Source organism: Jeotgalicoccus saudimassiliensis, from assembly GCF_000756715.1.
Classification (GTDB): domain Bacteria; phylum Bacillota; class Bacilli; order Staphylococcales; family Salinicoccaceae; genus Jeotgalicoccus; species Jeotgalicoccus saudimassiliensis.
This window is the reverse complement of sequence record NZ_CCSE01000001.1, coordinates 906,239-929,154: the sequence shown is the minus strand read 5'-3', so window position 1 is coordinate 929,154 and position 22,916 is coordinate 906,239. Positions and strand designations below refer to the sequence as shown.

General features: G+C 45.4%; 20 protein-coding genes, 1 pseudogene and 1 riboswitch. Of the genes and pseudogenes, 18 read left to right on the top strand and 3 right to left on the bottom strand.

Annotated elements, in window-relative coordinates:
* Positions 1-15 precede the first annotated feature (15 nt).
* The 3 genes from RZ44_RS04500 (at position 16) to RZ44_RS04490 (ending at position 3,048) form a co-directional block, all read left to right on the top strand.
* Positions 16-1,278: an aminoacyltransferase gene (locus RZ44_RS04500; RefSeq protein WP_035808966.1), complete on the top strand. Its 1,263-nt coding sequence runs from the start codon at positions 16-18 to the stop codon at positions 1,276-1,278.
* A gap of 24 nt (positions 1,279-1,302) precedes the next feature.
* Positions 1,303-2,550 (top strand): peptidoglycan bridge formation glycyltransferase FemA/FemB family protein, encoded by a 1,248-nt coding sequence (locus tag RZ44_RS04495; RefSeq protein WP_035808963.1) that lies wholly within the window; start codon positions 1,303-1,305, stop codon positions 2,548-2,550.
* A gap of 288 nt (positions 2,551-2,838) precedes the next feature.
* Positions 2,839-3,048, top strand: coding sequence for a hypothetical protein (locus RZ44_RS04490; protein WP_035808961.1), 210 nt, complete (start codon positions 2,839-2,841; stop codon positions 3,046-3,048).
* Positions 3,049-3,361: 313 nt separating this feature from the next.
* Here the strand turns inward: RZ44_RS04490 and RZ44_RS11240 are convergent, their stop codons facing one another.
* On the bottom strand, positions 3,362-3,457 hold the full coding sequence (locus tag RZ44_RS11240; protein ID WP_141638980.1) for a type I toxin-antitoxin system Fst family toxin: 96 nt from the start codon (positions 3,455-3,457) through the stop codon (positions 3,362-3,364).
* A gap of 288 nt (positions 3,458-3,745) precedes the next feature.
* Here RZ44_RS11240 and RZ44_RS11460 point away from each other — a divergent pair.
* The 6 genes and pseudogenes from RZ44_RS11460 to RZ44_RS04465 form a co-directional block, all read left to right on the top strand.
* A pseudogene (locus RZ44_RS11460) lies at positions 3,746-3,910 on the top strand (TetR/AcrR family transcriptional regulator); the annotation flags it as partial.
* Between the two features lie 42 nt (positions 3,911-3,952).
* Positions 3,953-4,366 (top strand): hypothetical protein, encoded by a 414-nt coding sequence (locus RZ44_RS04485; RefSeq protein WP_231856254.1) that lies wholly within the window; start codon positions 3,953-3,955, stop codon positions 4,364-4,366.
* A gap of 28 nt (positions 4,367-4,394) precedes the next feature.
* Entirely contained in the window at positions 4,395-5,276 is an 882-nt protein-coding gene (locus tag RZ44_RS04480; protein ID WP_035808957.1) for an ABC transporter ATP-binding protein, read from the top strand.
* Positions 5,277-5,297: 21 nt separating this feature from the next.
* Positions 5,298-6,911, top strand: coding sequence for an ABC transporter permease (locus RZ44_RS04475; RefSeq protein ID WP_035808955.1), 1,614 nt, complete (start codon positions 5,298-5,300; stop codon positions 6,909-6,911).
* A gap of 856 nt (positions 6,912-7,767) precedes the next feature.
* Positions 7,768-8,124: a YflT domain-containing protein gene (locus tag RZ44_RS04470; RefSeq protein ID WP_035808953.1), complete on the top strand. Its 357-nt coding sequence runs from the start codon at positions 7,768-7,770 to the stop codon at positions 8,122-8,124.
* Between the two features lie 207 nt (positions 8,125-8,331).
* Positions 8,332-9,426, top strand: coding sequence for an acyltransferase family protein (locus RZ44_RS04465; protein WP_035808948.1), 1,095 nt, complete (start codon positions 8,332-8,334; stop codon positions 9,424-9,426).
* 583 nt (positions 9,427-10,009) lie between these two features.
* Here the strand turns inward: RZ44_RS04465 and RZ44_RS04460 are convergent.
* Positions 10,010-10,333 carry a hypothetical protein gene (locus tag RZ44_RS04460; RefSeq protein ID WP_052108799.1) on the bottom strand — a complete coding sequence of 108 codons (324 nt, stop codon included), beginning with the start codon at positions 10,331-10,333 and terminating at the stop codon, positions 10,010-10,012.
* A 135-nt stretch (positions 10,334-10,468) separates the two neighbouring features.
* On the opposite strand from RZ44_RS04460, the gene pepF reads away from it, so the two are divergent.
* Positions 10,469-12,274 carry an oligoendopeptidase F gene (gene pepF / locus RZ44_RS04455; RefSeq protein WP_035808946.1) on the top strand — a complete coding sequence of 602 codons (1,806 nt, stop codon included), beginning with the start codon at positions 10,469-10,471 and terminating at the stop codon, positions 12,272-12,274.
* Positions 12,275-12,813: 539 nt separating this feature from the next.
* Here the strand turns inward: pepF and RZ44_RS04450 are convergent.
* Positions 12,814-13,686 carry a CvfB family protein gene (locus RZ44_RS04450; protein WP_035808935.1) on the bottom strand — a complete coding sequence of 291 codons (873 nt, stop codon included), beginning with the start codon at positions 13,684-13,686 and terminating at the stop codon, positions 12,814-12,816.
* Between the two features lie 189 nt (positions 13,687-13,875).
* Here RZ44_RS04450 and RZ44_RS04445 point away from each other — a divergent pair, with 189 nt between their 5' ends.
* The 8 genes from RZ44_RS04445 to lysA all read left to right on the top strand — a co-directional run bounded on the left by RZ44_RS04445 (position 13,876) and on the right by lysA (position 22,693).
* Positions 13,876-15,477, top strand: a complete 1,602-nt coding sequence (locus RZ44_RS04445) for an ABC-F family ATP-binding cassette domain-containing protein (protein WP_035808932.1) — start codon at positions 13,876-13,878, stop codon at positions 15,475-15,477.
* Positions 15,478-15,539: 62 nt separating this feature from the next.
* A riboswitch (Lysine riboswitch) is annotated at positions 15,540-15,719 on the top strand.
* 97 nt (positions 15,720-15,816) lie between these two features.
* A complete protein-coding gene (locus RZ44_RS04440; protein ID WP_035808929.1) occupies positions 15,817-16,794 on the top strand; it encodes an aspartate-semialdehyde dehydrogenase in 978 nt (325 codons plus the stop codon).
* A 23-nt stretch (positions 16,795-16,817) separates the two neighbouring features.
* The gene (gene dapA, locus RZ44_RS04435) at positions 16,818-17,705 is read left to right on the top strand and encodes a 4-hydroxy-tetrahydrodipicolinate synthase (protein ID WP_035808926.1); all 888 of its coding nucleotides are present in this window, start codon (positions 16,818-16,820) and stop codon (positions 17,703-17,705) included.
* Positions 17,702-18,415, top strand: a complete 714-nt coding sequence (gene dapB, locus RZ44_RS04430) for a 4-hydroxy-tetrahydrodipicolinate reductase (protein WP_035808924.1) — start codon at positions 17,702-17,704, stop codon at positions 18,413-18,415. The genes dapA and dapB overlap by 4 nt, the downstream gene beginning before the upstream one ends.
* A gap of 14 nt (positions 18,416-18,429) precedes the next feature.
* The gene (dapD, locus tag RZ44_RS04425; RefSeq protein WP_035808914.1) at positions 18,430-19,146 is read left to right on the top strand and encodes a 2,3,4,5-tetrahydropyridine-2,6-dicarboxylate N-acetyltransferase; all 717 of its coding nucleotides are present in this window, start codon (positions 18,430-18,432) and stop codon (positions 19,144-19,146) included.
* Positions 19,146-20,297, top strand: a complete 1,152-nt coding sequence (locus tag RZ44_RS04420) for a M20 metallopeptidase family protein (RefSeq protein ID WP_035808911.1) — start codon at positions 19,146-19,148, stop codon at positions 20,295-20,297. The genes dapD and RZ44_RS04420 overlap by 1 nt, the downstream gene beginning before the upstream one ends.
* A gap of 19 nt (positions 20,298-20,316) precedes the next feature.
* Positions 20,317-21,387 carry an alanine racemase gene (locus RZ44_RS04415; protein WP_035808906.1) on the top strand — a complete coding sequence of 357 codons (1,071 nt, stop codon included), beginning with the start codon at positions 20,317-20,319 and terminating at the stop codon, positions 21,385-21,387.
* Positions 21,377-22,693, top strand: coding sequence for a diaminopimelate decarboxylase (lysA, locus tag RZ44_RS04410; protein ID WP_035808904.1), 1,317 nt, complete (start codon positions 21,377-21,379; stop codon positions 22,691-22,693). The genes RZ44_RS04415 and lysA overlap by 11 nt, the downstream gene beginning before the upstream one ends.
* Positions 22,694-22,916: the final 223 nt, after the last annotated feature.

Below are 22,916 nucleotides of genomic sequence, written 5' to 3'. Positions count from 1 at the left end.
GAGAGAGTGAATCGCATGAAGTTTTTAGAATTAACGGATGAAGAATATGCGTCGTTTATAGAGGAAGGCCATGAAGCTGCCTTCTTCCAGATGATTGAAAATAAAACGAACCGTGAATTAAACGGTGAAACGGTAAAACTGCTCGGCGTGAAAGATGATGCGGGCACAGTAGTGGCTGCCAGTCTGTTTACGCTGCAGCCGACAGTCATGGGCAAGTATTTCTATTACTCTAACCGCGGCCCGGTGCTCGATTATCACAATCTCGAGCTGGTGCGTTTTTACTTTGAAGGGCTGACGGAATACCTGAAGAGGCACAACTGTTCATACGTGAAAGTGGATCCGAACTGGATTTACAAAAAATACGACAAGGATGTTGTGGAGAAAGAAGAGTATCCGGCACAGGATGCGCTCATTGAACTGCTCGAGTCGCTCGGCTACGGTCATGAAGGATTTACACGCGGCTACTCTAAGACGTCACAGGCACGCTGGATGAGCGTTCTGGATATGACGCCGTTTGAGGGGGAGAAAGATTTAGTGAAGTCGTTTGACTCCCAGCGTAAGCGCAACATCAAGAAAGCTCAGAAATACGGCGTGGAGCTCCGTTTCCTCGAAGTGGATGAAATCGATAAGTTCGTGAAGCTGTATGCAGATACGTCGGAGCGCCAGGGCTTCTTTACGCACCCGGATCCAAAAGGCTATTTCTCAAACTTTAAGAAAGCCTACGGGGATAAAGTGCTCATTCCTTACGCGTATATCGAACTCGATAAGTACGTCGCGAACCTGACGAAAGAGCTTCAGGATGTAACGAAACGCCTTGAGACGATGCAGGCGAAAGAGAACAAAAACGATAAGACGCTAAACAAGATCAAAGAGATGGAAAAACAGGTGTCGAACTTAACGGGAGATCTTGAAGAGGCGCGCATTATTCATGAGAAAGAAGGCAACGTGCTGGATCTTGCTGCCGGCATCTACTTCGAAACGCCGTATGAGCTCGTGTATAACTCAGGTGCGAGTACGTCTGAGTACCCGCAGTTTGTCGGACCGTATATGATGCACCTTGAGATGATGAAGTACTGTATCGAAAACAACATTTCACGCTATAACTTCTACGGCGTCAGCGGAGACTTTTCAGAAGACGGGGAAGACTACGGTGTTTATCGATTCAAACGCGGATTCAATGCGGAAATTGAAGAGCTGGTCGGGGACTTCGTTAAAGTCATTGCACCGCTCCAGCACAACGTATATAAAGTGAAAGCAAAACTTGGACTGAATAAGTAAAAGACAGAAAGGTTTGACCCAGCGATGGAAGTAAAACCAATTACAGAAGAAGCATTTAAATTATTTGTACAGACCTATGACGGGCACATGCACTATTTCCATGATGAACTGTTCTACGATTACATTTCGGGCGTGAACGAAACGCATCTCCTCGGATTGTATGACGGCGAAGTTTTGGGCGGTGTCTCTATACTGAGTGCGACGTCGGTGCTGAAGAAATTCAGACTGTTTACGTCACATACAGGACCGCTGCTCAGTGAGTTTACGAATGAGCGCCTGAAGTTCTTTTTGGAAGAAATCGATAAGTACGCGAAGAAACACGGCGCGCTGCAGATGATTCATTCGCCGTATACGGTGTATCAGATGCGCGATCACGACGGAAATGTCATTGAAGCGGATGAACGTAACAACCGGGAGATTATTTCGTTATATGAAAACCTCGGCTATAACCATCACGGCTTTACGAAAGAACTCATTACAGAAGAACTTCTCCGTTACCAGGCAGTAATCGATGTCGATAAACCCCTCGATGCCATTTTAAAGCAGATGGACGTGACGACGCGATACAATACGCGTCAGACGGAGACGATGCCGCTGGAACTGAAGCTGCTGGATGAAGATGAATACGATAAGTTTATCGATATATATAAAGAAACAGAAGAACGCATCGGCTTTGACCCGGTGCCGGCAGAGAAAATTAAAAATCTGCTGCATACGCTCAAAGACCGCATGTTCCTGGTGCTGACACATGTGAATGTGGATAAATATCTGACTCAGCTGCACGAAGAACGTGAAGCGGAACTGGAAAATATTGCAGAGATCGAAGAGAAAACTGCGAACGGCACAGCGACAAAACGCGAGAAAAAACGCATTAACGAACATAAAGAACAGCTCGCGAGTAAGGATAAGCGCATCGCGAAGATGGAAGAATTCAAAGCCGAATTCGGTACGGAACTCGATTTATCCGCGGGTATGTACTACTACAACAACCATGAAATGGTTTACCTGTTCAGCGGAAGCTATCCGGAACTCTCGTTCTTTAAAGGCACGAACTTTGCCACGTGGGAAATGATCAAGAAAGCGCAGGAATTAGGCATTGGACGATTCAACTTCTTCGGCCTGACAGGTGACTTCACCGAAGCGGCCCAGGACTACGGTGTCTACCGTTTCAAACGCGGATTCACACCGTATATCGAAGAACTGCCCGGCACGTTCGACAAAGTATTCAACAAACCGGTCTACACGATCGCGAAAAAACTCGGGAAAATTTAGGTGGAGGATATTTTTCGGGATTTCCGGTGAATAATGGAACCGGCACATCATGATGTGCCGGTTTTTTTGTGGTTTCGTGGGTTGTGTGGGCAGGATTGGCTGTGTTTTCGGGCGGGATTTGTGATTTTGGGGGTATCAGGTCGTGGTAGAGGCCGCGGTGCGCCATTGTGGATACGAAAATGCTCCGGGCACAGCGCACAGCGTTTCCGTTTTCCTATATTGCGATAATTTGAATATGTGATTTAAAAAAGGGTATAGTGAAAAGGATGCATAAAGGAGGCGCTGCAGATGAATATCAGAGAGTCGCTTAAGGTTGATATTTCGGAGTTTCTGGGGAATCCGGAAAATACTTTTGAGACAGCTGAAAAGAATAAAAGTGTTATTCACGTAGTGGATGAAGACGGTGTTGCGGGTGTCCTGATGAGTAAAGAACAGTATGAATTTGCGCGTGATGAAATTGAATCGTTGTATGAAGTCATCGAAGAATTGACGTTGTAGTGTATGTGATATGGGAACTATATAGAAATTATTAGAGGATAAAACTTAATTTAAGTTCACAATAATTAAGTTATGTAAACTAATGAAAGATGTTATTATTTAGAGGCCGGTACTCCGGACGCTGCCTCACTGATATAGCAAGGTTTACCGCGTGTCAGATGAACAAACACGTGTGTCGATTGTTTCATTTTACAACACAGACATTGGATGATATAATGTATTTATCAATTAAAGTGCTGAACATGAATCACCGAACGCCCAATCTACTGCAATAGATTGGGCGTTTTTTTGTGGCGTATTGGCGGTTATCCGGTTACTTGTCGTCCTTATTCAGCCAATAACTGAACAGGGCGATCGTTGAACCGACTGCAATCGGCGCAATTAACAACTCAAAAAAAGTGCTGAACATGATGTCACCTCCTTCCATGCTATACGCACGGAAGTAAACCGGACAACCTCTATAATTTTACCATAAATCACACCTGTTACAGATGGAAATTTTTCGGCACAAATTTTTATTAGGTGAGTACGATAAAATGATTAAAACCATAAATAACAAGAGACACCTTTCTGGAGCAGGCTTCCAAAAGGTGTCTTAATTTTTGTTTAAAATTTTATTTGACCGCACTGGTCAATCGTGTTATATTTTGGGTGACCAGGGTGGTCAATAAGGGCGTAACCGGGAGGAGGAAGTGGCATCAACCCTTCATTTTATAACTTAAAGCAGGATAAGCAGGAGCGTATCATTAACGCGGGCATTAAAGAGTTTGTCAAAAATGGATTTGATAAATCTTCGACTAACGCAATTGTCGAAAGTGCCGGTATTTCCAAAGGGTCACTGTTCAACTATTTCAATAATAAAAAAGATCTTTATTTATTTTTAATCGATTACAGCCTGCAGGTTGTGGACAAAATTATAGATGAAATCGACCTTAATAACGGCGATTTATTCGACAGGATTTATAATGTCGGACTGAAGAAATTATATGTACAGATGGAATTTCCCCATCTGTTTGATTTGATGACAGCTGCAGTTGCGGAGGATTCAGAAGCCGTGAGAGACAGTATTGCGATGAAACTCGGCCCGGTCTACAGCGAAAGTCAGAAAAAGCTCTATGAAAATATTGATTACTCACTGTTTCGTGAAGATGTTGACGTTGAAAAGGCGATTGAAATTTTGAGCTGGACGATGAACGGCTATGCCGACAAGGCGATTGAACAGCTCACGAGTTTTGAGGATCTGAGTGATTTTGGCAAAAAATATTTGGAAGAATGGGAACGTTACAGCGAAATATTGAAATACAGTTTTTATAAATAACAAAAAAGGTTAAGCGGGGTGGATTGTTATGACAGAAGTGGTAAAAATGGAAGGTGTGCAAAAATCATTCGGTAAGACAAAGGCGCTGAGTGATGTCTCCTTCACAGTTGAATCAGGGGAAGTTGTTGGTTTTATCGGTCCGAACGGTTCCGGTAAATCGACAACGATTCGTATTCTGCTCGGAATCATCAGACGAAACGGCGGAAATGCTGAAATTTTCGGCATGGATGTCTGGAAAAACAGTCTTGAGATTCATAAGCGTATTTCCTATGTTCCGGGCGATGTAAATTTATGGGGCAGCCTGACAGGCGGAGAGATTATAGATTTATTTATGAAATTGCATGGCGGCGGTGACAAAGAACGACGTGATTACCTGATAAAACGCTTTGAACTGGATACGAAGAAGAAAGCAAAAAACTATTCAAAAGGGAATCGTCAAAAGGTTGGCCTGATTGCCGCCTTATCCGTCCAATCGGATTTATATATATTTGATGAACCGACCTCCGGTCTGGATCCTCTGATGGAGTCCATCTTCCAGGAGGAAATTGAGAAACTGAAAAATGCAGGGAAATCAATTCTTTTATCGTCTCATATTTTAAGTGAAGTGGAACGGCTGGCAGACAAAGTGGTCATCGTCCGGAAGGGCGAGATTGTTGAAACCGGCACGCTTGATGAACTGCGCTATCTGACGCGGTCAACTGTTGAGATGGAAACTAAAGGAGACATCGGAGTGATGGCAGATGTTGCCGGTGTGTTTGATTTCGAACAGGACGGCAATAAGGCGACATTCTCTGCTGAACAGGAGCATCTAAATGAAATATTACTGGCGGCAGGAAAATTGGATGTCATAAAGTTTGATTCATCACCGCCGACACTCGAAGACTTATTCATGCGTCACTATGAGGGCTGAGTGTGAAAGGGGATAATGATAATGAAAGAAAAATTTGCACGCTGGGATATACTTTTCCTGCAGTATTTAAAGCGTGACTGGAAAAAAATCATCATTTGGATTATAGGTATCGGTTTATTCTCGGCCGGTTTTATCCCGGCCTTTAAAGAGATTGCAAAAGGACAGGGACTCATCGGCATGTATGAAACAATGCAGAACCCTGCAATGACTTCTATGGTGGGACCGACACCGGTTGACTCTGCAGAAAATTATACGCTCGGCGCAATGTACGCCCACGAAATGTTATTATTCTGCGGTCTGTTGACGATGATTGTGTCGCTCCTTCATGTGATCGGTCATACGCGTAAAGAAGAAGATCTCGGCCTGACAGAACTGGTCAGATCATTTCAGATCGGCCGTCAGGCAAACTCTTTGGCAACTGCAGCAGAAACGGTGTTTATCAATGTGCTGCTCGCCGCAGTTATCGGCGCGGTGATGATCAGTTTCGGTGCGGATACGATTACGGTGGAAGGCTCATTGCTATATGGTGCATCCATCGGTGCTGCAGGGATTATCGGTGCCGTACTCGGCTTAATATTTGCACAGCTGATGCCGAATTCCTCCGGTGCAACAGGGATTGGACTCGGATTTATCGGTTTACTGTATATGGTGCGGGCAGGAACGGATGTGTCAAATCCCGACTGGTCGATGATTAATCCGATGGGATGGACTTATTTAACTTATCCGTTTACTGACAATAACTGGATGCCGCTCGTTTTTGTATTTATCTTCAGTGTGATTGTCACGACTGCTGCATTTTTCCTTGAAGGCAACCGTGACATGGGCGCAGGTTACATCCCCGAGCGGGAAGGCCGGGCGCATGCCAAAAATTCCCTGTTATCTGTTCGGGGCTTGTTCATGCGGTTGAACAGAGGTGCAATTATCAGCTGGTTCATCGGTTTCCTTGTAATGGGAGCCGCCTACGGTTCGATATACGGAGACATGCAGACGTTCCTTCAAAGTAATGAAATCATGCAGCAGATGTTCACAGAAGCAGGCGTATCACTCGAAGAATCCTTCACCTCTACAATTATAATGGTGATGATCATACTTGTTTCAATTTTACCAATTGTCATTATAAACAAGTTGTTTGCAGAAGAAAAAAGATCTCATCTCAGTCAGATATTCTCTACGAAAGTGTCGCGGGCGGAATTATATTGGACGACAGTCGGAATTGCATTATTTGCAGGACTGCTTGGTATACTGCTGTCGGTGACTGGTCTCGGCGGTACCGCGCTTTCATTTATGGAAGATGACTCATCCATGGGAATGACGGATTTCTTTGTATCAGGCTTCAACTTATGGCCGTCAGTGCTGTTCTTTACCGGATTATCCGCGCTGATTACCGGCTGGGTGCCGGGTGCGGGAAAACTGGTGTATGTATATTTGGCTTATTCATTTATGCTGTCGTATTTTGGCGGGATCGTCGATTTTCCTGACTGGTTTTTAAAAACAGCCATTCAGAGCTGGCTGCCGAAAATGCCGGTGGATGATTTCGACTTACCCGTATTTATGACCATTACAGCTATCAGTATTACCTTAATGATTGCCGGCTGTATCGGTTATAAGAGACGCGATATGTCAGAGGGTGCATAGTAAGAATAAGAAGAGTAAAAGGCGTGTGTTTGCATGTCTTTTACTTTTTGTATTAATTGTAGTGAATATTCTGATAATTTAGGTTGATAAAAAAATTGCAAACACATTATGTGGAGATTTGGACGAAATATGGAGAAAAACTGTAAAAACTGCATATGTGTACGCATGATAAGGATTGGATCCGGCATGTATTGAAAATCAGCTGAAATATACGTAAAACGTAAATTTAACGTGAAAAATGGAAATATCCGTATATAATCATATAAGACTTAAATACGTAAATTAACATAAAATCAGCTGAATTTAAGGACGATTTTAAGAACTAAACTGAAGGATTATACGTATTAAAAGAATAACTGAGCTCAGAATGAGTCAGGACAATGTGGAATTGAGATGCACATGGACACATAGATGAGAATTTGCAGCACGTGAATGCTGAAACTTAATAAAATGCGCGGTAAATGACATTTAAATACATAAATGAATCATGTAACATAAGTATATATGAACATATGAATTTGCAGTTCTAAATTAATTAACGCACTGAAGTTTACATAACATATATTATAGGAAGTTATACATATTGCCAAATAATGGGTTGTACAGTGACCTATTTACACACTGGTATGTAATTTAGATGATAACTGGTTATATGATACATAATTCACATAAGATATTAACCTATTATTTTTGATGTCTCTTTTTAAATCACGCTGCTCCCGTTTAAACATCTGAGTGTCTCACTTGAGGACACGAGACCTTTGTCGTTTAATTTCATGGTCTATGTTTTAAACGCCCCCGATTGGTTATACATAGTAATGTGTTCAATGAACAAATCATTTGGAGGGATATTATTATGGCACCATTTATTAAAGCGTATCATGATGATGACAAAATCAAGGAAGCGATTGAAATTCTTAAGTCCAACAAAGTTGATTCTAAGGAAATCTATGTTATCACCCACGATGACGATCGTACGAAGCGTATTGCAGACAATTCGGGTGCGAATGTTATCGGCATGAGCGAACAAGGTGTTGCTGATGCTGTGAAAACTTCTTTCAGGAAAAAAGGCGACGAATTACGCAATAAACTTGAAAGTGTCGGTTTCGATGAAAACCAGGCTGTTCAATATGAAGCGCAGCTCGATAAAGGTGTCGTTTATCTGATCGTAACAGAAGCATACGGTGTCGATTTAGATGCTGTATTAGCATAATCATATATAGAGTAAATTCAGCAGGCTGCACCCCACTTTATCCGGGATGCAGCTTTTTTGATGTGTCCGCCCCGCTTTTACTGCATTATAACTTAGAATTAGAAATTTCTTATTGTAAAAGTTTAATCAACTATACCAATTCCTGTCATAAAGCATTATAATAATACATTGTGAATAAAGATACGCACCATTGATAGGAGAAACAGAATGACACGCTTAATTTCTGAAATATTCTGGATGAGAGCCCTCGCCTGTATCGGTATTGTGGTTATCCATGCTATTTCACTTACTATTGCTCATAATCCGGACCTGGTTAAGAACCAGTGGCCGACGTATGTACAACTCTACTTAATGTTTTGCACCCCGCTGTTTGTGTTTATTACCGAGTTTTTAAATGCAAATAAGTACGGAGATCAGCTGAAAAAGGGATTTATTAGAAAAAGACTGCTATATCTAGGCATTCCCTACGTGATGCTTAACTTATTTTGGACGCTCGATAAATACTCACCTGGAAGTTTAATGGAATTAATAGACGGTTTTATTATGGTATCTGTCCGGGGATATTCGGTGACATATTTTATACTGATTATTTTTCAGTTCTATATATTACATATGATTTTTGCTAAATACTTAAGAAAACTGAACCCGTTTGCTGTTATTACCGCATCCATAGTGCTGACATCGGCATTCTGGGGTGTAAGGCTGATGTATCCTGCACCGGAACATATACTTGGTCAGCTGTTATGGGCTAAAGAAGGACAGACGCTCTTTATCGGCTGGATTACATATTTTGTGCTTGGATATTATATCGGTATTCACTATGAAGCGTTTAAAGCGAACATCAGAAAGTACAGCTGGCACATCGTCGGGCTGTTTATCTTCACTTTGTTTTTCGTACTGGTTATCCATAATTCGGGAATTAACAGTGCGATGGGATCCAAGCGTCTCGACACGCCGATTTATACGACGGCTGTGATTTTAATGATGTTCCTCGTTTCTTCATACTATAATTACGTGCCGAAGTTTATTATGTATATCAGTAATTACTCATTCAGCATTTACCTGCTGCATCTGATATTTATAAATGATATGGGCATGATGACAGATATCGTTTTCTGGGATATAACTTACAAAACTATCCTTGCTATCTGTTTATCAATCTTCGTCGCTTATGTATTTAATTTACATAAATATGGTAAGTTCTTTGTCGGCAATATCGGTAAAACACGACACGATCTGCCGCAGGCACCGAATATCAACCTTGATGTCGATGTAGGATTTAAGAAAGATGAGATGGCGTAAATGTTAAAGCTGTCCCCACTGTTAATTTGGGGGCAGCTTTTTTTGTTGTGAATCGAGCGGTCCCGGATGACAACGGCGGTTCCCTGTTGTGAATCGAGCGGTCCCGGATGACAACGGCACTTCCCCGTTGTGAATCGACGATCCCCGGATGACAACGGCGGTTCCCTGTTGTGAATCGAGCGGTCCCGGATGACAACGGCACTTCCCCGTTGTGAATCGAGCGGTCCCGGATGACAACGGCGGTTCCCCGTTGTGAATCGAGCAGTCCCGGATGACAACGGCACTTCCCCGTTGTGAATCGAGCGTTCCCGGATGACAACGGCACTTCCCCGTTGTGAACCGAGCAGTCCCGGATGACAACGGCGGTTCCCCGTTGTGAATCGAGCGTTCCCGGATGACAACGGCACTTCCCCGTTGTGAACCGAGCAGTCCCGGATGACAACGGCGGTTCCCCGTTGTGAACCGAGCAGTCCCGGATGACAACGGCACTTCCCCGTTGTGAATCGACGAGCCCTGAACGACATCCAACCCCAAAACCCCACACAAAAAGACGCCGACAGCGTCGGCGCCCCGCACAATCACTCTAAATTTCTTTCTTACTTTCTGCTTCTTCAATGGTTTCCGCGGGTCCGTCGCGCAGTTCTTTGGCTTTTCGTCTGTTGCGCTTCACGACCCACATCGACATGGCGATGACGAATGACAGCACTGTAAGGAATGCTGCGTATCCGAGCAGCGGCTGCCATTCGAGATTGTCATAAAAGTTCGGCAGCACGAAGGCGGCTATCCCCATGCCGACAAATGTAACGACGGGCATGAGCAGGTATTTATTCGTAAAAAATGCGACGGCCATCGACAGTACAATGACGCCTAAAATGGTGTATAAGTAAAACTGTAAATCATTAATCATATTCCTCACCTCTCATCCAGTTATTTACCCCATTTCCCGGGCTTCATTCACACAACTGTCAGAATATACAATATTCAAAATTATATGTATAATGAGTTTTGTAACAGAGGGATAAAAAACCAGGGAGATGATTTAATGTCAGAGTTACAAAACAGACAGGATGTCGATGTGAATTACACATGGGACCTCGATCCTTTATTCAACGATGATCAGACATGTGAAGCAGCGATTGATTCTGTTAAGGAAAAAATCGATTCATTTGAATCGTCATATGCAGGCAGACTGGATGATGTTGCCACGGCTGTTAAAGCGATTGACAGCTACCGCGAAATTCTGGAACAGTTTGTCTTAATCGGTACATATTCGAGCCTTCGTCTGTCGGGCGACCGCGGTGATCAGGCGGCACAAAAACTGGGTGCACTTGTCGGCAATGCGGGCACGGCTTTAAGTTCAAAAACAAGCTTTTTACAAAGTGAATTATTAGCGAAAGATGAATCTTTCCTGCAGGATATTGCTAAAGAGAAAGAGGAATATACAGGGTATATCGAAGATATGCTCCGTAACAAACCGTATCAGCTGGATCAGAAAGTGGAAAAAGCACTTGCTTCATTCTCTTCTGTGTTCAGCGGTCCGTATGATTTATACCAGAAAACCAAACTGCTCGATATCGATTTCGGCACGTTTACCGCAAACGGCGAAGAGTATTCTTTATCGTATCTTGCATTTGAAGGCGGACTTGAGTCAAACCCTGACAAGGAAGTCCGCCGTGCGGCGTTCAAAAAATTCTCGGAGTCGCTCCGCCAGTATCAGCACACTACTGCTGGCACGTACGATATTCATTTAAAACAGGAGAAAGCGGAAGCCGATCTCCGCGGCTACGATTCCGTGATCGACTACCTGCTCCACGGCCAGAAAGTCGACCGTGAATTATACGACCGTCAAATCGACGTAATTACTGAAGAACTTGCGCCGCACATGAGACGTTACGCGAAGCTGCTTCAAAAAGTTCACGGACTCGATAAAATGCGCTTTGAAGATCTGAAGATTCCACTGGATCCTGCGAGCGAGCCGGAAATCAGCGTCGAAGAGTCGCGTAAATATATTCTCGATGCGCTTGGGATTATGGGTGACGATTACACGGATATGATTAACCGTGCATACGATGAGCGCTGGATTGACTTCGTTGTGAATAAAGGAAAATCTACAGGTGCATTCTGTTCAAGCCCGTACGGCTCCCACCCGTTCATTTTAATTTCGTGGTCTTCTTTAATGGAAGAAGTTTTTGTTCTTGCTCATGAACTTGGTCATGCGGGACATTTCTACAATGCGAACCGTGCGCAGAATATTTTTGATACGCGTCCGTCGATGTACTTTATCGAAGCGCCGAGTACGATGAACGAAATGCTGATGGCGAATCACCTGCTGAAAAATTCGGAAGATCCGAAGTTCAAGCGATGGGTTATCAGCTCAATTATTTCACGTACGTACTACCACAACTTTGTGACGCATCTGCTGGAAGCGGCATATCAGCGTGAAGTGTACAACCGTGTCGATAATTACGAGACGGTGACGGCGGAATCGCTGAACGAAATTAAGCGCGGCGTCATTGAGAAATTCTGGGGAGATGACGTTGAGATTACAGAAGGTGCGGAGCTCACATGGATGAGACAGCCCCACTATTACATGGGACTTTATCCGTATACGTATTCTGCGGGATTGACGATCGCGACGGAAATGTCGCAGCGCATTCTGAACGAAGGACAGCCGGCAGTCGACGAATGGCTCGAAGTCTTGAAAACAGGCGGCAAACAAACGCCGGTTGAATTGGCGAAAATGGCAGGCATCGATGTCACGACAGATGCACCACTTAAAAACACGATAAAATATATCGGCGAGCTCGTGGATGAACTAGAGCAGCTGACAGAAGAAATCGATGGTTAAAATCGTATAATTGATATAGAAGAAGCTGGAGGGGCTGAGCTGCCCTTTCAGTTTTTTGTTTTGAGTGTGGTTTGGGTGTCGTCGTTTTGAGAACGACAACGTTTAATGCGGGCTGGACGTCGTCGTTTAAGTTTTGACGTCGTCCAAAGTAACAATGAGCGCTCTTCATAGTCACGAAAGTGTCCCAAAGTAACAATGAGCGCGCCTCATAGTAACGAAAACGTCCCAAAGTAACAATGAGCGCTCTTCATAGTAACGAAAACACCCCAAAGTAACAATGAACGCCCTTCATAGTCACGAAAACGCGCCAAAGTAACAATGAGCGCTCTTCATAGTCACGAAAGTGTCCCAAAGTAACAATGAGCGCGCCTCATAGTAACGAAAACGTCCCAAAGTAACAATGAACGCCCTTCATAGTCACGAAAACGCGCCAAAGTAACAATGAGCGCGCCTCATTGTTACTCAGCACAACAATCCCCCTCAAATTCCCCACCCTCCACACAAACAGAACCCCGCTACTCCAGCGGGGTTCTGTCTTATTATTTCTTCAAGTGTGTTGCGCCGTTTAGGAATTCGATTTTGCCTTCTTTCAGCAGGCCGCCTAATGCGCGTTTGAACTGGCCTTTTGATAAGTTGAAGGCGGCTTTGATGTCTTCCGGTGAACTCTTGTCTGTGAATTCCATCATGTCGCCGTGCATCTGCATGTATTCGAGGATGCGTTCGCCGTCTGTGCCCATGCGTTTGTATGCTTTTTCGAGGAACGAGCCGTTGACTTCGCCTTTGTCGTTAATGCCGATGACACGGAAGTTTACTTCCTGGCCGAGACGGGGTTCCTGTTCGCGTTCTGATTCATGGACGAAGACTTTGTATCCTTCGTCGGACAAAATAAATGTGCCGACGCGGAGCAGACGGTACGGGCGGCCTTTCAGCCATTTGTTGCCGAGTGTCTGGTAGTCTTCTTTGTTCAGCGGTTCGAATTTCTCTTCCACTTCTGTTTCCGTAATTAAACGTCCGAACATCTGGTCATCTGCTTCGACGCGGATTGTTGCGTAAACTTTGTCGCCGACCTGCGGCCAAACTTCTTTCATGCGCGGCAGATCGATCCACGGGATTAAAATTTCTCGGGGTGAACCGATGTCGAGATAAGCACCGTCACGGTTGACTTCGCTGACTTCAGCGTAGCCGAATTTCGTCGCGGTAATGCTCGGCAGTTTCGGTGTGGCGAATAATTCACCTGAACGGTTCGGGTAAATAAAGACTAAAATATCATCATCGATGTCGTAATCTTTGTCCCCTTCAAGTTCTGATGCGTTCATGCGGATGTACTTTTCGTCTTCTGAAACGAGTGTGTAAGTGGACCCTTCTTTTTTGATCACTTTTAAAAATTGTGTAGTACCTGAAAGTTTTGTCATATAGACTCCTCATTTATATTTGTTTCTATTGTGTATTATTCATATATCAGTTAATGTTTAATATTGTGGTTTTTATCACGTTAAGCATACAGATGAACATACTGGTATATAAATAATACCATAAATATGGTATTATCGCTTATGAATGTAAACTAAAAAACGTAGAGTTTTATATAAAGGAGAATGCACATGCTGCAGGTAAGCAACGTGAGTCTGCGATTTGGAGACAGAAAATTATTTGAAGATGTAAATATTAAATTCACACCGGGGAACTGTTACGGTTTAATCGGTGCAAACGGTGCCGGGAAATCGACTTTCCTTAAAGTGCTGACAGGTGAAGTTGACTCGGAAGGCCACGTAACGCTTGGTGACGACGAGCGCATGGCGTTCCTGCGCCAGGACCACTTCGGCTACGAAGATACGCGCGTCCTTGACGTAGTGTTAATGGGCCACGAAAAACTATGGTCTATTATGAATGAAAAGAACGAAATCTACATGAAGCCGGATTTCTCCGACGAAGACGGCATCAGAGCGGCGGAACTTGAAGGCGAATACGGCGAAATGGGCGGCTGGACTGCTGAAAGTGACGCTGAAACACTTCTTCACGGTCTTGGCGTACCGCACGAATTAGTCGATAAAACGATGGCGGAAATCGACAACACTGCAAAAGTTAAAGTGCTTCTGGCACAAAGCCTGTTCGGTAATCCCGACGTACTTCTGCTGGATGAGCCGACAAACGGTCTCGACATTGAAGCGGTACAGTGGCTTGAAGAATTCCTGATCAACTTTGAAAACACAGTCATCGTCGTATCGCACGACAGACACTTCCTGAACAACGTATGTACGCACATTGCGGACCTCGACTTCGGTAAGATTCAGGTGTACGTGGGTAACTACGACTTCTGGTACCAGTCAAGCCAGATGGCATTACAGATGGCTCAGGACCAGAACAAGAAAAAAGAAGAAAAGATTAAAGAGCTTAAAGACTTCGTTGCACGTTTCAGTGCCAACGCTTCGAAATCAAAACAGGCAACGAGCCGTAAGAAGATGCTTGAAAAAATTGAACTGGATGACATCAAACCGTCATCACGCCGATATCCTTTCGTCGGCTTCACTGCCGAAAGAGAAATCGGTAACGAACTCATTACAGTAAGAGATCTTACTCATACAATTGACGGTGAAACTGTACTCGACAACCTGTCGTTCACTTTATCTCCAAATGATAAAGTTATCGTAACAGGCGGTTCTGAATTACAGCGCACTACCCTCCTCCGCATTCTTGCAGGAGAAGTGACACCGGACTCAGGTCAGGTTAACTGGGGTGTAACAACGTCACAGAGCTATTTCCCGAAAGATAACTCGGAGTTCTTTGAAGGCGTTGATTTAAGTCTTGTTGAATGGCTGCGCCAGTACGCCCCGCCTGAGGAACAGACTGAAACGTTCCTCCGAGGATTCCTCGGACGCATGCTGTTCAGCGGTGAAGAAGCGAAGAAGAAAGCAAGCGTATTATCCGGTGGAGAAAAAGTCCGTGCAATGCTGAGCAAGATGATGCTGTCACAGGCGAACGTGCTTATTTTGGATGAGCCGACGAACCACCTTGACTTAGAGAGTATTACTGCGGTAAACGACGGCCTTAAGAAATTCAAAGGGTCAATTCTTTTCACTTCACATGACCTTGAGTTCATTAATACAATTTCAAACACGGTGCTTGATTTAAGCGACAACAAGGCGCTTGTGAAGGAAATCGGCTACGAAGATTACCTGATTGAAAAAGGTATTATAAAGAAATAGGAATTATCTGTTTACTTTGAATACTTTGTTATGTATAATGACAATCAACATCAAAAACTGAATAGAACGGATGAGGCGCATCAATCATTAGTACTTATATACTTAACTTCTGCAAAGTGTATATAACGAAAGGGTGAGATGCCGAAATGGCCGGTGGTCAGCAGACACCGGCTTTTGGATCCAGTGGTTAAGAGCTGTGGATTTGTCATTATTTGAAAGAATAATGGAGGGCATCGCTTGTATATAAATTAAAGACAAGTCCGGTACCCGGGCTTGTTTTTTTATTTAACTGTAAGAGACTAACTATTCAGAATAAACTATCCAGGAGGCTGTATTTTTATGAAACTCGCAATTGTCGGTGCAACAGGTGTCGTCGGTACAAAAATGATTGAAATGGTGGAACAGTATAAGATTCCATTTGATGAACTGGTACTCTTCTCTTCGAAACGCTCAAGCGGTTCAGAACTGAAAGTAAACGGTGAAGTGTACACGGTGCAGGAATTAACCGAAGACAGAACGAAAGACGGATTTGATTATGTAATTATGAGTGCCGGCGGTTCGACGAGTGAAAAGTTCGCCCCGCTCTTTGAGGCACAGGGTTCGATTGTTATCGACAATTCAAGTTTCTGGAGAATGCATGACGATATCGATTTAATCGTTCCGGAAATTAACACACCGTCGTTAAACCGTAAAATCATCGCCAACCCGAACTGCTCGACGATCCAGTCGGTCATCGCACTGAAGCCGTTATATGACGCATTCGGAGTAAAACGCGTGAACTATACGACGTATCAGTCGGTATCCGGTTCAGGCGCTGGCGGCATCAGAGACCTTGAGGAAGGTGCAAAAGGCGCTGAGCCGACGACGTATCCGAAGCCGATCTACAACAACGTCATTCCGCAGATCGACGTATTTTTAGACGACGGCTACACGAAAGAAGAAGTCAAAATGATTAACGAAACGAAAAAAATTCTCGGAGATGATGCAATCGACGTGACTGCGACGTGTGTCAGAGTCCCTGTGATTTCAAGCCACAGCGTACAGATGAACGTGACGCTTAATAAAGAAACGACGGAAGAGGAAGTCCGTAATTCATTTAAGGACATCCCCCACATCGTCTTAATGGATGACCCGGCAAACGGCGTTTATCCTACTCCGTTTGAAGCGACGGACGAGAACGAAATTTACGTCGGCCGTATCCGTAAGGATCCGACGATGGACAACACATTCCACGTATGGTGTGTCGGAGATAACATTCTTAAAGGTGCAGCGCAGAATACAGTGCAGATTTTAAAAGCATTACTCGAAAACAAATAAGATAAATAAGGAGACAGATATATATGAGTCCGATTTTTGAAGGTGTCGGCGTGGCAATGACCACTCCGTTCAGAAACAATACAGTTGATTACGATGCGTTCAGAAGCCATATCGAATACCTTATTGAGAACAATGTACAGAGTATTATCGTCAACGGCACAACCGGCGAATCCCCTACTTTATCGGCGGAAGAAATTAAAGAACTGCTCCGGGTCGGTGTGGAAACTGCAGCAGGCCGCGTGCCTGTTATTGCAGGGACCGGCACCAACTCAACACAGCAGTCGATCGACCTGTCGGTCTTTGCGGAGGAAACAGGCGCTGACGGCGTAATGCTCATTACGCCCTACTACAACAAGAGCAACCAGCGCGGTTTAATTGCGCACTTCACAGCGATTGCCGACAGTATTAATATTCCGGTTATTTTATACAACGTGCCTGCACGTACCGGCATGTCGATTGAGCCTGAGACTGTACTTGAACTCAGCCGCCATAAAAATATAACGGCGATGAAAGATGCAGTGGGCGATTTAAACTATACAATCAATGTTTTAAACCTTATCGATTCTGAATTTTCACTCTACAGCGGCAACGACGACAACTTAACAGACTTTACCGCACTCGGCGGCAAAGGATTAATTTCAGTCGTCGGCAACGTCATCCCGGGTGAGATGCAGGAAGTATACGAAAGAATTAAATCAGGCGACGCGACAGCAAGACAGCGATTTGCCACTTTAATGCCGGTTATTAACGCCGTGCAGATCGATGTGAACCCGATCCCGGTTAAAGCATTAACGGCTGAACTCGGCTTCGGCAACTACGAACTCCGTCTGCCGCTCTTACCGCTCGAGGAAACGACAAGACAGACGATCGTCGATACGTTTAACGAATTCAAAAAAGGCGTGAGAGTATGAGAATACTCCTAATCGGCTACGGGACGATGAATCAGATTGTCGCCCGTCTTGCAGCACAGGCCGGACACGAAATTGCAGGTGTAATCTCGTCCGGTGAGACTGACTACCCCGTATTTCAAAACATCGACGATGCAGATGCGGACGTTGCAATCGACTTCTCGAATCCCGAACGCATCCTGCCTTTACTCGAACAGGATTTCAAAACACCGCTCGTTGTCGCAACGACGGGACAAAAAGAAGACATTGTTGCCGCGCTTAAAGAGCGCTCGGGCTCGGCCCCGGTATTTTTCAGTGCCAATATGAGCTACGGTGTGCACGTGTTAAACAACCTGCTTAAAGAAGCACTTAACCAGCTCGCGGATTTTGATCTGGAATTCGTTGAACGCCACCACAACAAAAAAGTGGACGCACCGAGCGGTACGCTCGTTAAACTCCTTGATACGGCTTTAGAGTCGCGTGACGGCAGCTATCCGGTCTACGACCGGTCACAGGCCAATCATCAGCGCGGCACCGGCGAAATCGGTGTCAGCGCAATACGCGGCGGTACGATTGTCGGTGAGCACGAAGCGATTTTCGCGGGGCTCGATGAAGTAATAGAACTGAAGCACATTGCACAGTCGAAAGACATTTTCGCAAACGGTGCAATTAAGGCAGCAGAAAGTCTTATAAACAAAGAAAACGGATTTTACGACTATAACAACATATTTTAAGGAGTTTTTACACAATGGAAAAATTTACAGCAGAAGAGATCATTCAGTACATTTCAGATGCGGAGAAAGCGACACCGCTGAAAATTTATATTAACGGGAACTTTGAAGGCGTCGAATTCGATGCGTCATTTAAAGTATTCGGTACGGCGGATTCGAAAACAGTTTTCGCAGATGCACGCGACTGGCAGCAGTTTTATCCTTCTATAGAAGATAAAGTAACGGATATCGTCATCGAACAGGACCGCCGCAACTCGGCCATTCCTTTAATGGATTTAACGAATACGAAAGCGCGTATCGAGCCGGGTGCGTTCATCCGTGAACATGCAGTCATCGGTGACGGCGCGGTCGTAATGATGGGCGCATCCATTAACATCGGTGCGATTGTCGGCGAAGGCACGATGATCGACATGAACGCGGTGCTCGGCGGCCGTGCAACGACAGGTAAAAACGTCCACGTCGGTGCCGGTGCGGTACTTGCAGGTGTCATTGAACCGCCGAGTGCCTCTCCTGTTATGATTGAAGATGATGTATTAATCGGTGCGAATGCTGTAATTTTAGAAGGTGTCACTGTCGGTAAAGGTGCAATTGTCGCAGCAGGTGCCATCGTAACTGAAGACGTTCCGGCAGGTACAGTTGTCGCGGGCACACCGGCACGTGTCATTAAGCAGGCAAGCGAAGTGACAGGTTCGAAAAAAGAAATCGTACAGGCGTTAAGAAAGCTGAATGATTAATGTCTGACGTTTATCATGATGAGCTTAAGTTCGTCACAGAACACCGGAGATATCTGCACCGGTATCCGGAATTAAGTCTCGAAGAATTTAAAACGACTGAATATATTATTGATGTTCTTGAACAACTCGGCATCTCGTATTATAAGGTGCTCGATACGGGTGTCATCGCATATCTTAACGGAAACAGCGAAACGACACTCGGCTTCCGGGCCGATATCGATGCACTGCCTGTGCATGAACAGAATGATGTGGAATATAAAAGCAGCGTGGATAACGTCATGCACGCATGCGGACACGACGGGCATACGACTGCCCTTCTTTTATTTGCACAGCGTGCGAAAGCACTTTTTGACAAAGGTGAACTGAAACACAACTGTGTATTCATTTTTCAGCCGAGCGAAGAATCGAATGCCGGTGCGAACCTGTTAATTAACGCATGGGACAACCGTCCCGGTTTAGATGCGATTTTCGGGGTGCATTTAATGCCCGATGAAGATGAAGGTCTCGTATTATACAGAGACGATGAACTGACGGCGAGCGCCACGGAATACCATTTTACAGTTAAAGGTGCGAGCGCACACGTCGCGCAGAAACATCAGGGCGTGTCGGCGCTTGAGACGATTTTAAAAATTGCATCGGAAGTCGGCAATATCCAGCAGTTCCATCTGGACGGCCTGAACCGGAACATTATTCATATGGGACAGATTCACAGCGGCGAAGCCGTTAACACAGTGCCTGCCAATGCTGGATTGAGCGGTACGATCCGCACGTATGAAGCGTCGGACCTTGCAGTGATTAAGGCGCAACTGACAAAAATAAAAGAAGCTGCGGAATTGCTGTACGGTGCGTCGGTGGAACTTCATTACACCGAAGGCTACCCTGCAGTAAAAAATGACGGTGCACTGCGTAAAACTGCAGAAACAGCGATTACGGCAGCAGGTTTACGGGGTATAGAAAAAGATAAACCCTACCTTTTCGGGGAAGATTTCAGCTTCTACAGCAATATCGCAAAAACGTATTTTGTATTTATGGGATCGCGCAACACTGAAAAAGGTTTTGCATCGAGCCTTCATACTGATACGTTCAACTTTGATGAGCGCGTGCTGATTAAAGTGGCGGATTATTACGAAGCATTGTTAAACAACTATTAATTAGCGAGGAGAATGTTAAATGGGCGGAACATTTCAGATTGATGAGGCGCAGTTTATAAAGCAGGCAGAACAGTTTCAGCTCGCGGGCCGGACGATTGCCGTCGTTAAAAATAATGCGTACAACTACGGACTCGAGTTCGCAGTAAAGGCATTTGCCATTTCAGGCATCCGCGAATTTGCGACGACATCTGTCGATGATGCGGTTAAAATCAGGCAGATGTGCGGTCCGAATGCGGACATTATTTTAATGAACCCGACGACTGACTTTAAACGTGCGCGCATGTTTAATCTCGATGTGACCCTGCCCTCTCCCGGCTATTACGATACATATAAAGAAGAACTCAAAGGGCTTAATATTCATATCGAATACGCAGGACTGTTCAACCGCTCGGGACTGAGCGATATCGATGAGCTCGGGTATATTCTGGATGATCTGAAAGCTCGTAATGCATCGCTGAATTTCCGGGGACTATGGACGCATTTCGGCTACTCCGATGCGTTTGACGGCATTTATGAGACCGAGCGCGCGAACTGGCTGGAGTTTGTCCGGGACGTGAAGGCGCTCGGTGTCGAACCGGAAATGATTCACGCACAAAACAGCGCAAGCTACGTGAGGGACGGTATTTTTGACGGCCATTCACACGTCCGTCTTGGGATCGGCCTGTACGGCTCGAAACCGTATGCGGATCTTGACGATAAAGACTTTATCCAGTCGTCGGTGCTGTCGGCGCCGATTATTCAGTTCAGGGAACTGACTGCCGGCATGACACTCGGCTACGGTGCAGCATTTAAAGCCGACAGCGACTGCAGAATCGCCATTGTCGATATCGGATACGGCGACGGTGTACTCCGTCGCCGCGCCGGCTACGAATGCGAGATCGGCGGTAAATTTTATCCGATTGTCGCACTGATGATGAGTCATATGGCAGTACTGGTCGACGACAACGTGACAGCGGATATGAACGTGTATCTGTATAACAAAAAGCTCCGGATCGACAAATATACACAGCTTGGTGTCGGTGCCAACTCAGAACAGCTCGGCGCATTAAATTATCAATCATTGGGGAGAGAAATTATTTATGACGTTTAATTATTCAGCGGGAGAACTTACAGTCAGAGGACATAAAATAAAAGATATCGCGGCGGAATTCGGCACACCGGTCATCATTTACGACGAAACGTATATGACCGGCATGATGCAGAAATACCACGGCGTCTTAAAGCGTCATAACATTCCCTACTCCGTGTCATACGCGTCGAAAGCGTTTAGCAGCGTCCAGATGATTAAACTACTTGAAGAACAGAACATGGAGCTGGACGTCGTCTCCGTCGGTGAACTCTACACTGCACTTGCTGCAGGCTACCCGGTGCGGAACATTCACTTCCACGGCAACAACAAAACGCCTGAGGAAATTGAATATGCGCTGGCGCACGGTGTCCGTTTTTTCATTATCGACGGACTGGATGAGATTGAATTAATTAATACGCTTGCTTCCAGGCTTGTTGAAGACGATTTGGTCAGCGTGCTGATCCGCATTAACCCGAGTGTCGAAGTGAATACACACGATTACATTGCGACAGGCCAGGAAGACAGCAAGTTCGGCCTGTCATTGTCAAACGGTGCGGCGAAAACAGCGATTGATACGATTTCGAACTGCTCGAAGCTCGAATTTAAAGGGATTCACTATCATCTGGGCTCGCAGCTCGACGACAGCACGCCGTTCATTAACGCGATTACAAACGTGTACGCGTGGCTCGATGAACACGATATCGATATTGAAATACTGAATATGGGCGGCGGATACGGTGTCAGGTACACAGACGACGATGTGCGCTTCCCGATTGAAGAAGGATTCGATGCGATTATCGGCCATCTGAAAAATGTTGTCGCAGCATCGCGGGGTGGCCGCGGGCAGGATGATGGGCGTGATGATGGGCGCGAAATGCCCCATATTATGATTGAGCCCGGCCGTTCGATTGCCGCCGAATCCGCAATTACGGTGTACGAGGTCGGCACCGTCAAGGATCTCCCGGGCGTGGCGCGCTACGTATCTGTGGACGGCGGCATGAGCGATCACATCCGCACACCGCTCTACGGCGCTGAGTACGAGATTATTCCTGTTGCTGAGGATGATGGTGATTCTGGCGTGTCCACACACGTTGTCGGTAAACTGTGCGAATCCGGAGACATTATCGGAAAAGATAAAAACCTCCCGGCCGAATTGAGCCGCGGAGATCTGATCGCTGTACGGACAACCGGTGCCTATCACTACTCCATGGCGTCCAATTATAACCAGATGCGTAAACCCGCTGTCGTCTTCGTCAGTGAATCGGGCGTGCGCGAAGTCATCAGACGCCAGACACTCGAACAATTAATAGAAAACGATGTGAGATAAATGCGACCCCCGTCCAGGCTGTGAGTTTGGATGGGGGTTTTGTGGTGGGTTCGGGGTTCGGTTTACAACGGTGTTTTCCTGTTGTGAACCGGTCGGCGCCGGATGACAACGTCGGTTTCCTGTTGTGAACCGGTCGGCGCCGGATGACAACGTCGGTTTCCTGTTGTGAACCGAGCAGTGCCGGATGACAACGTCGGTTTCCTGTTGTGAACCGAGCAGTGCC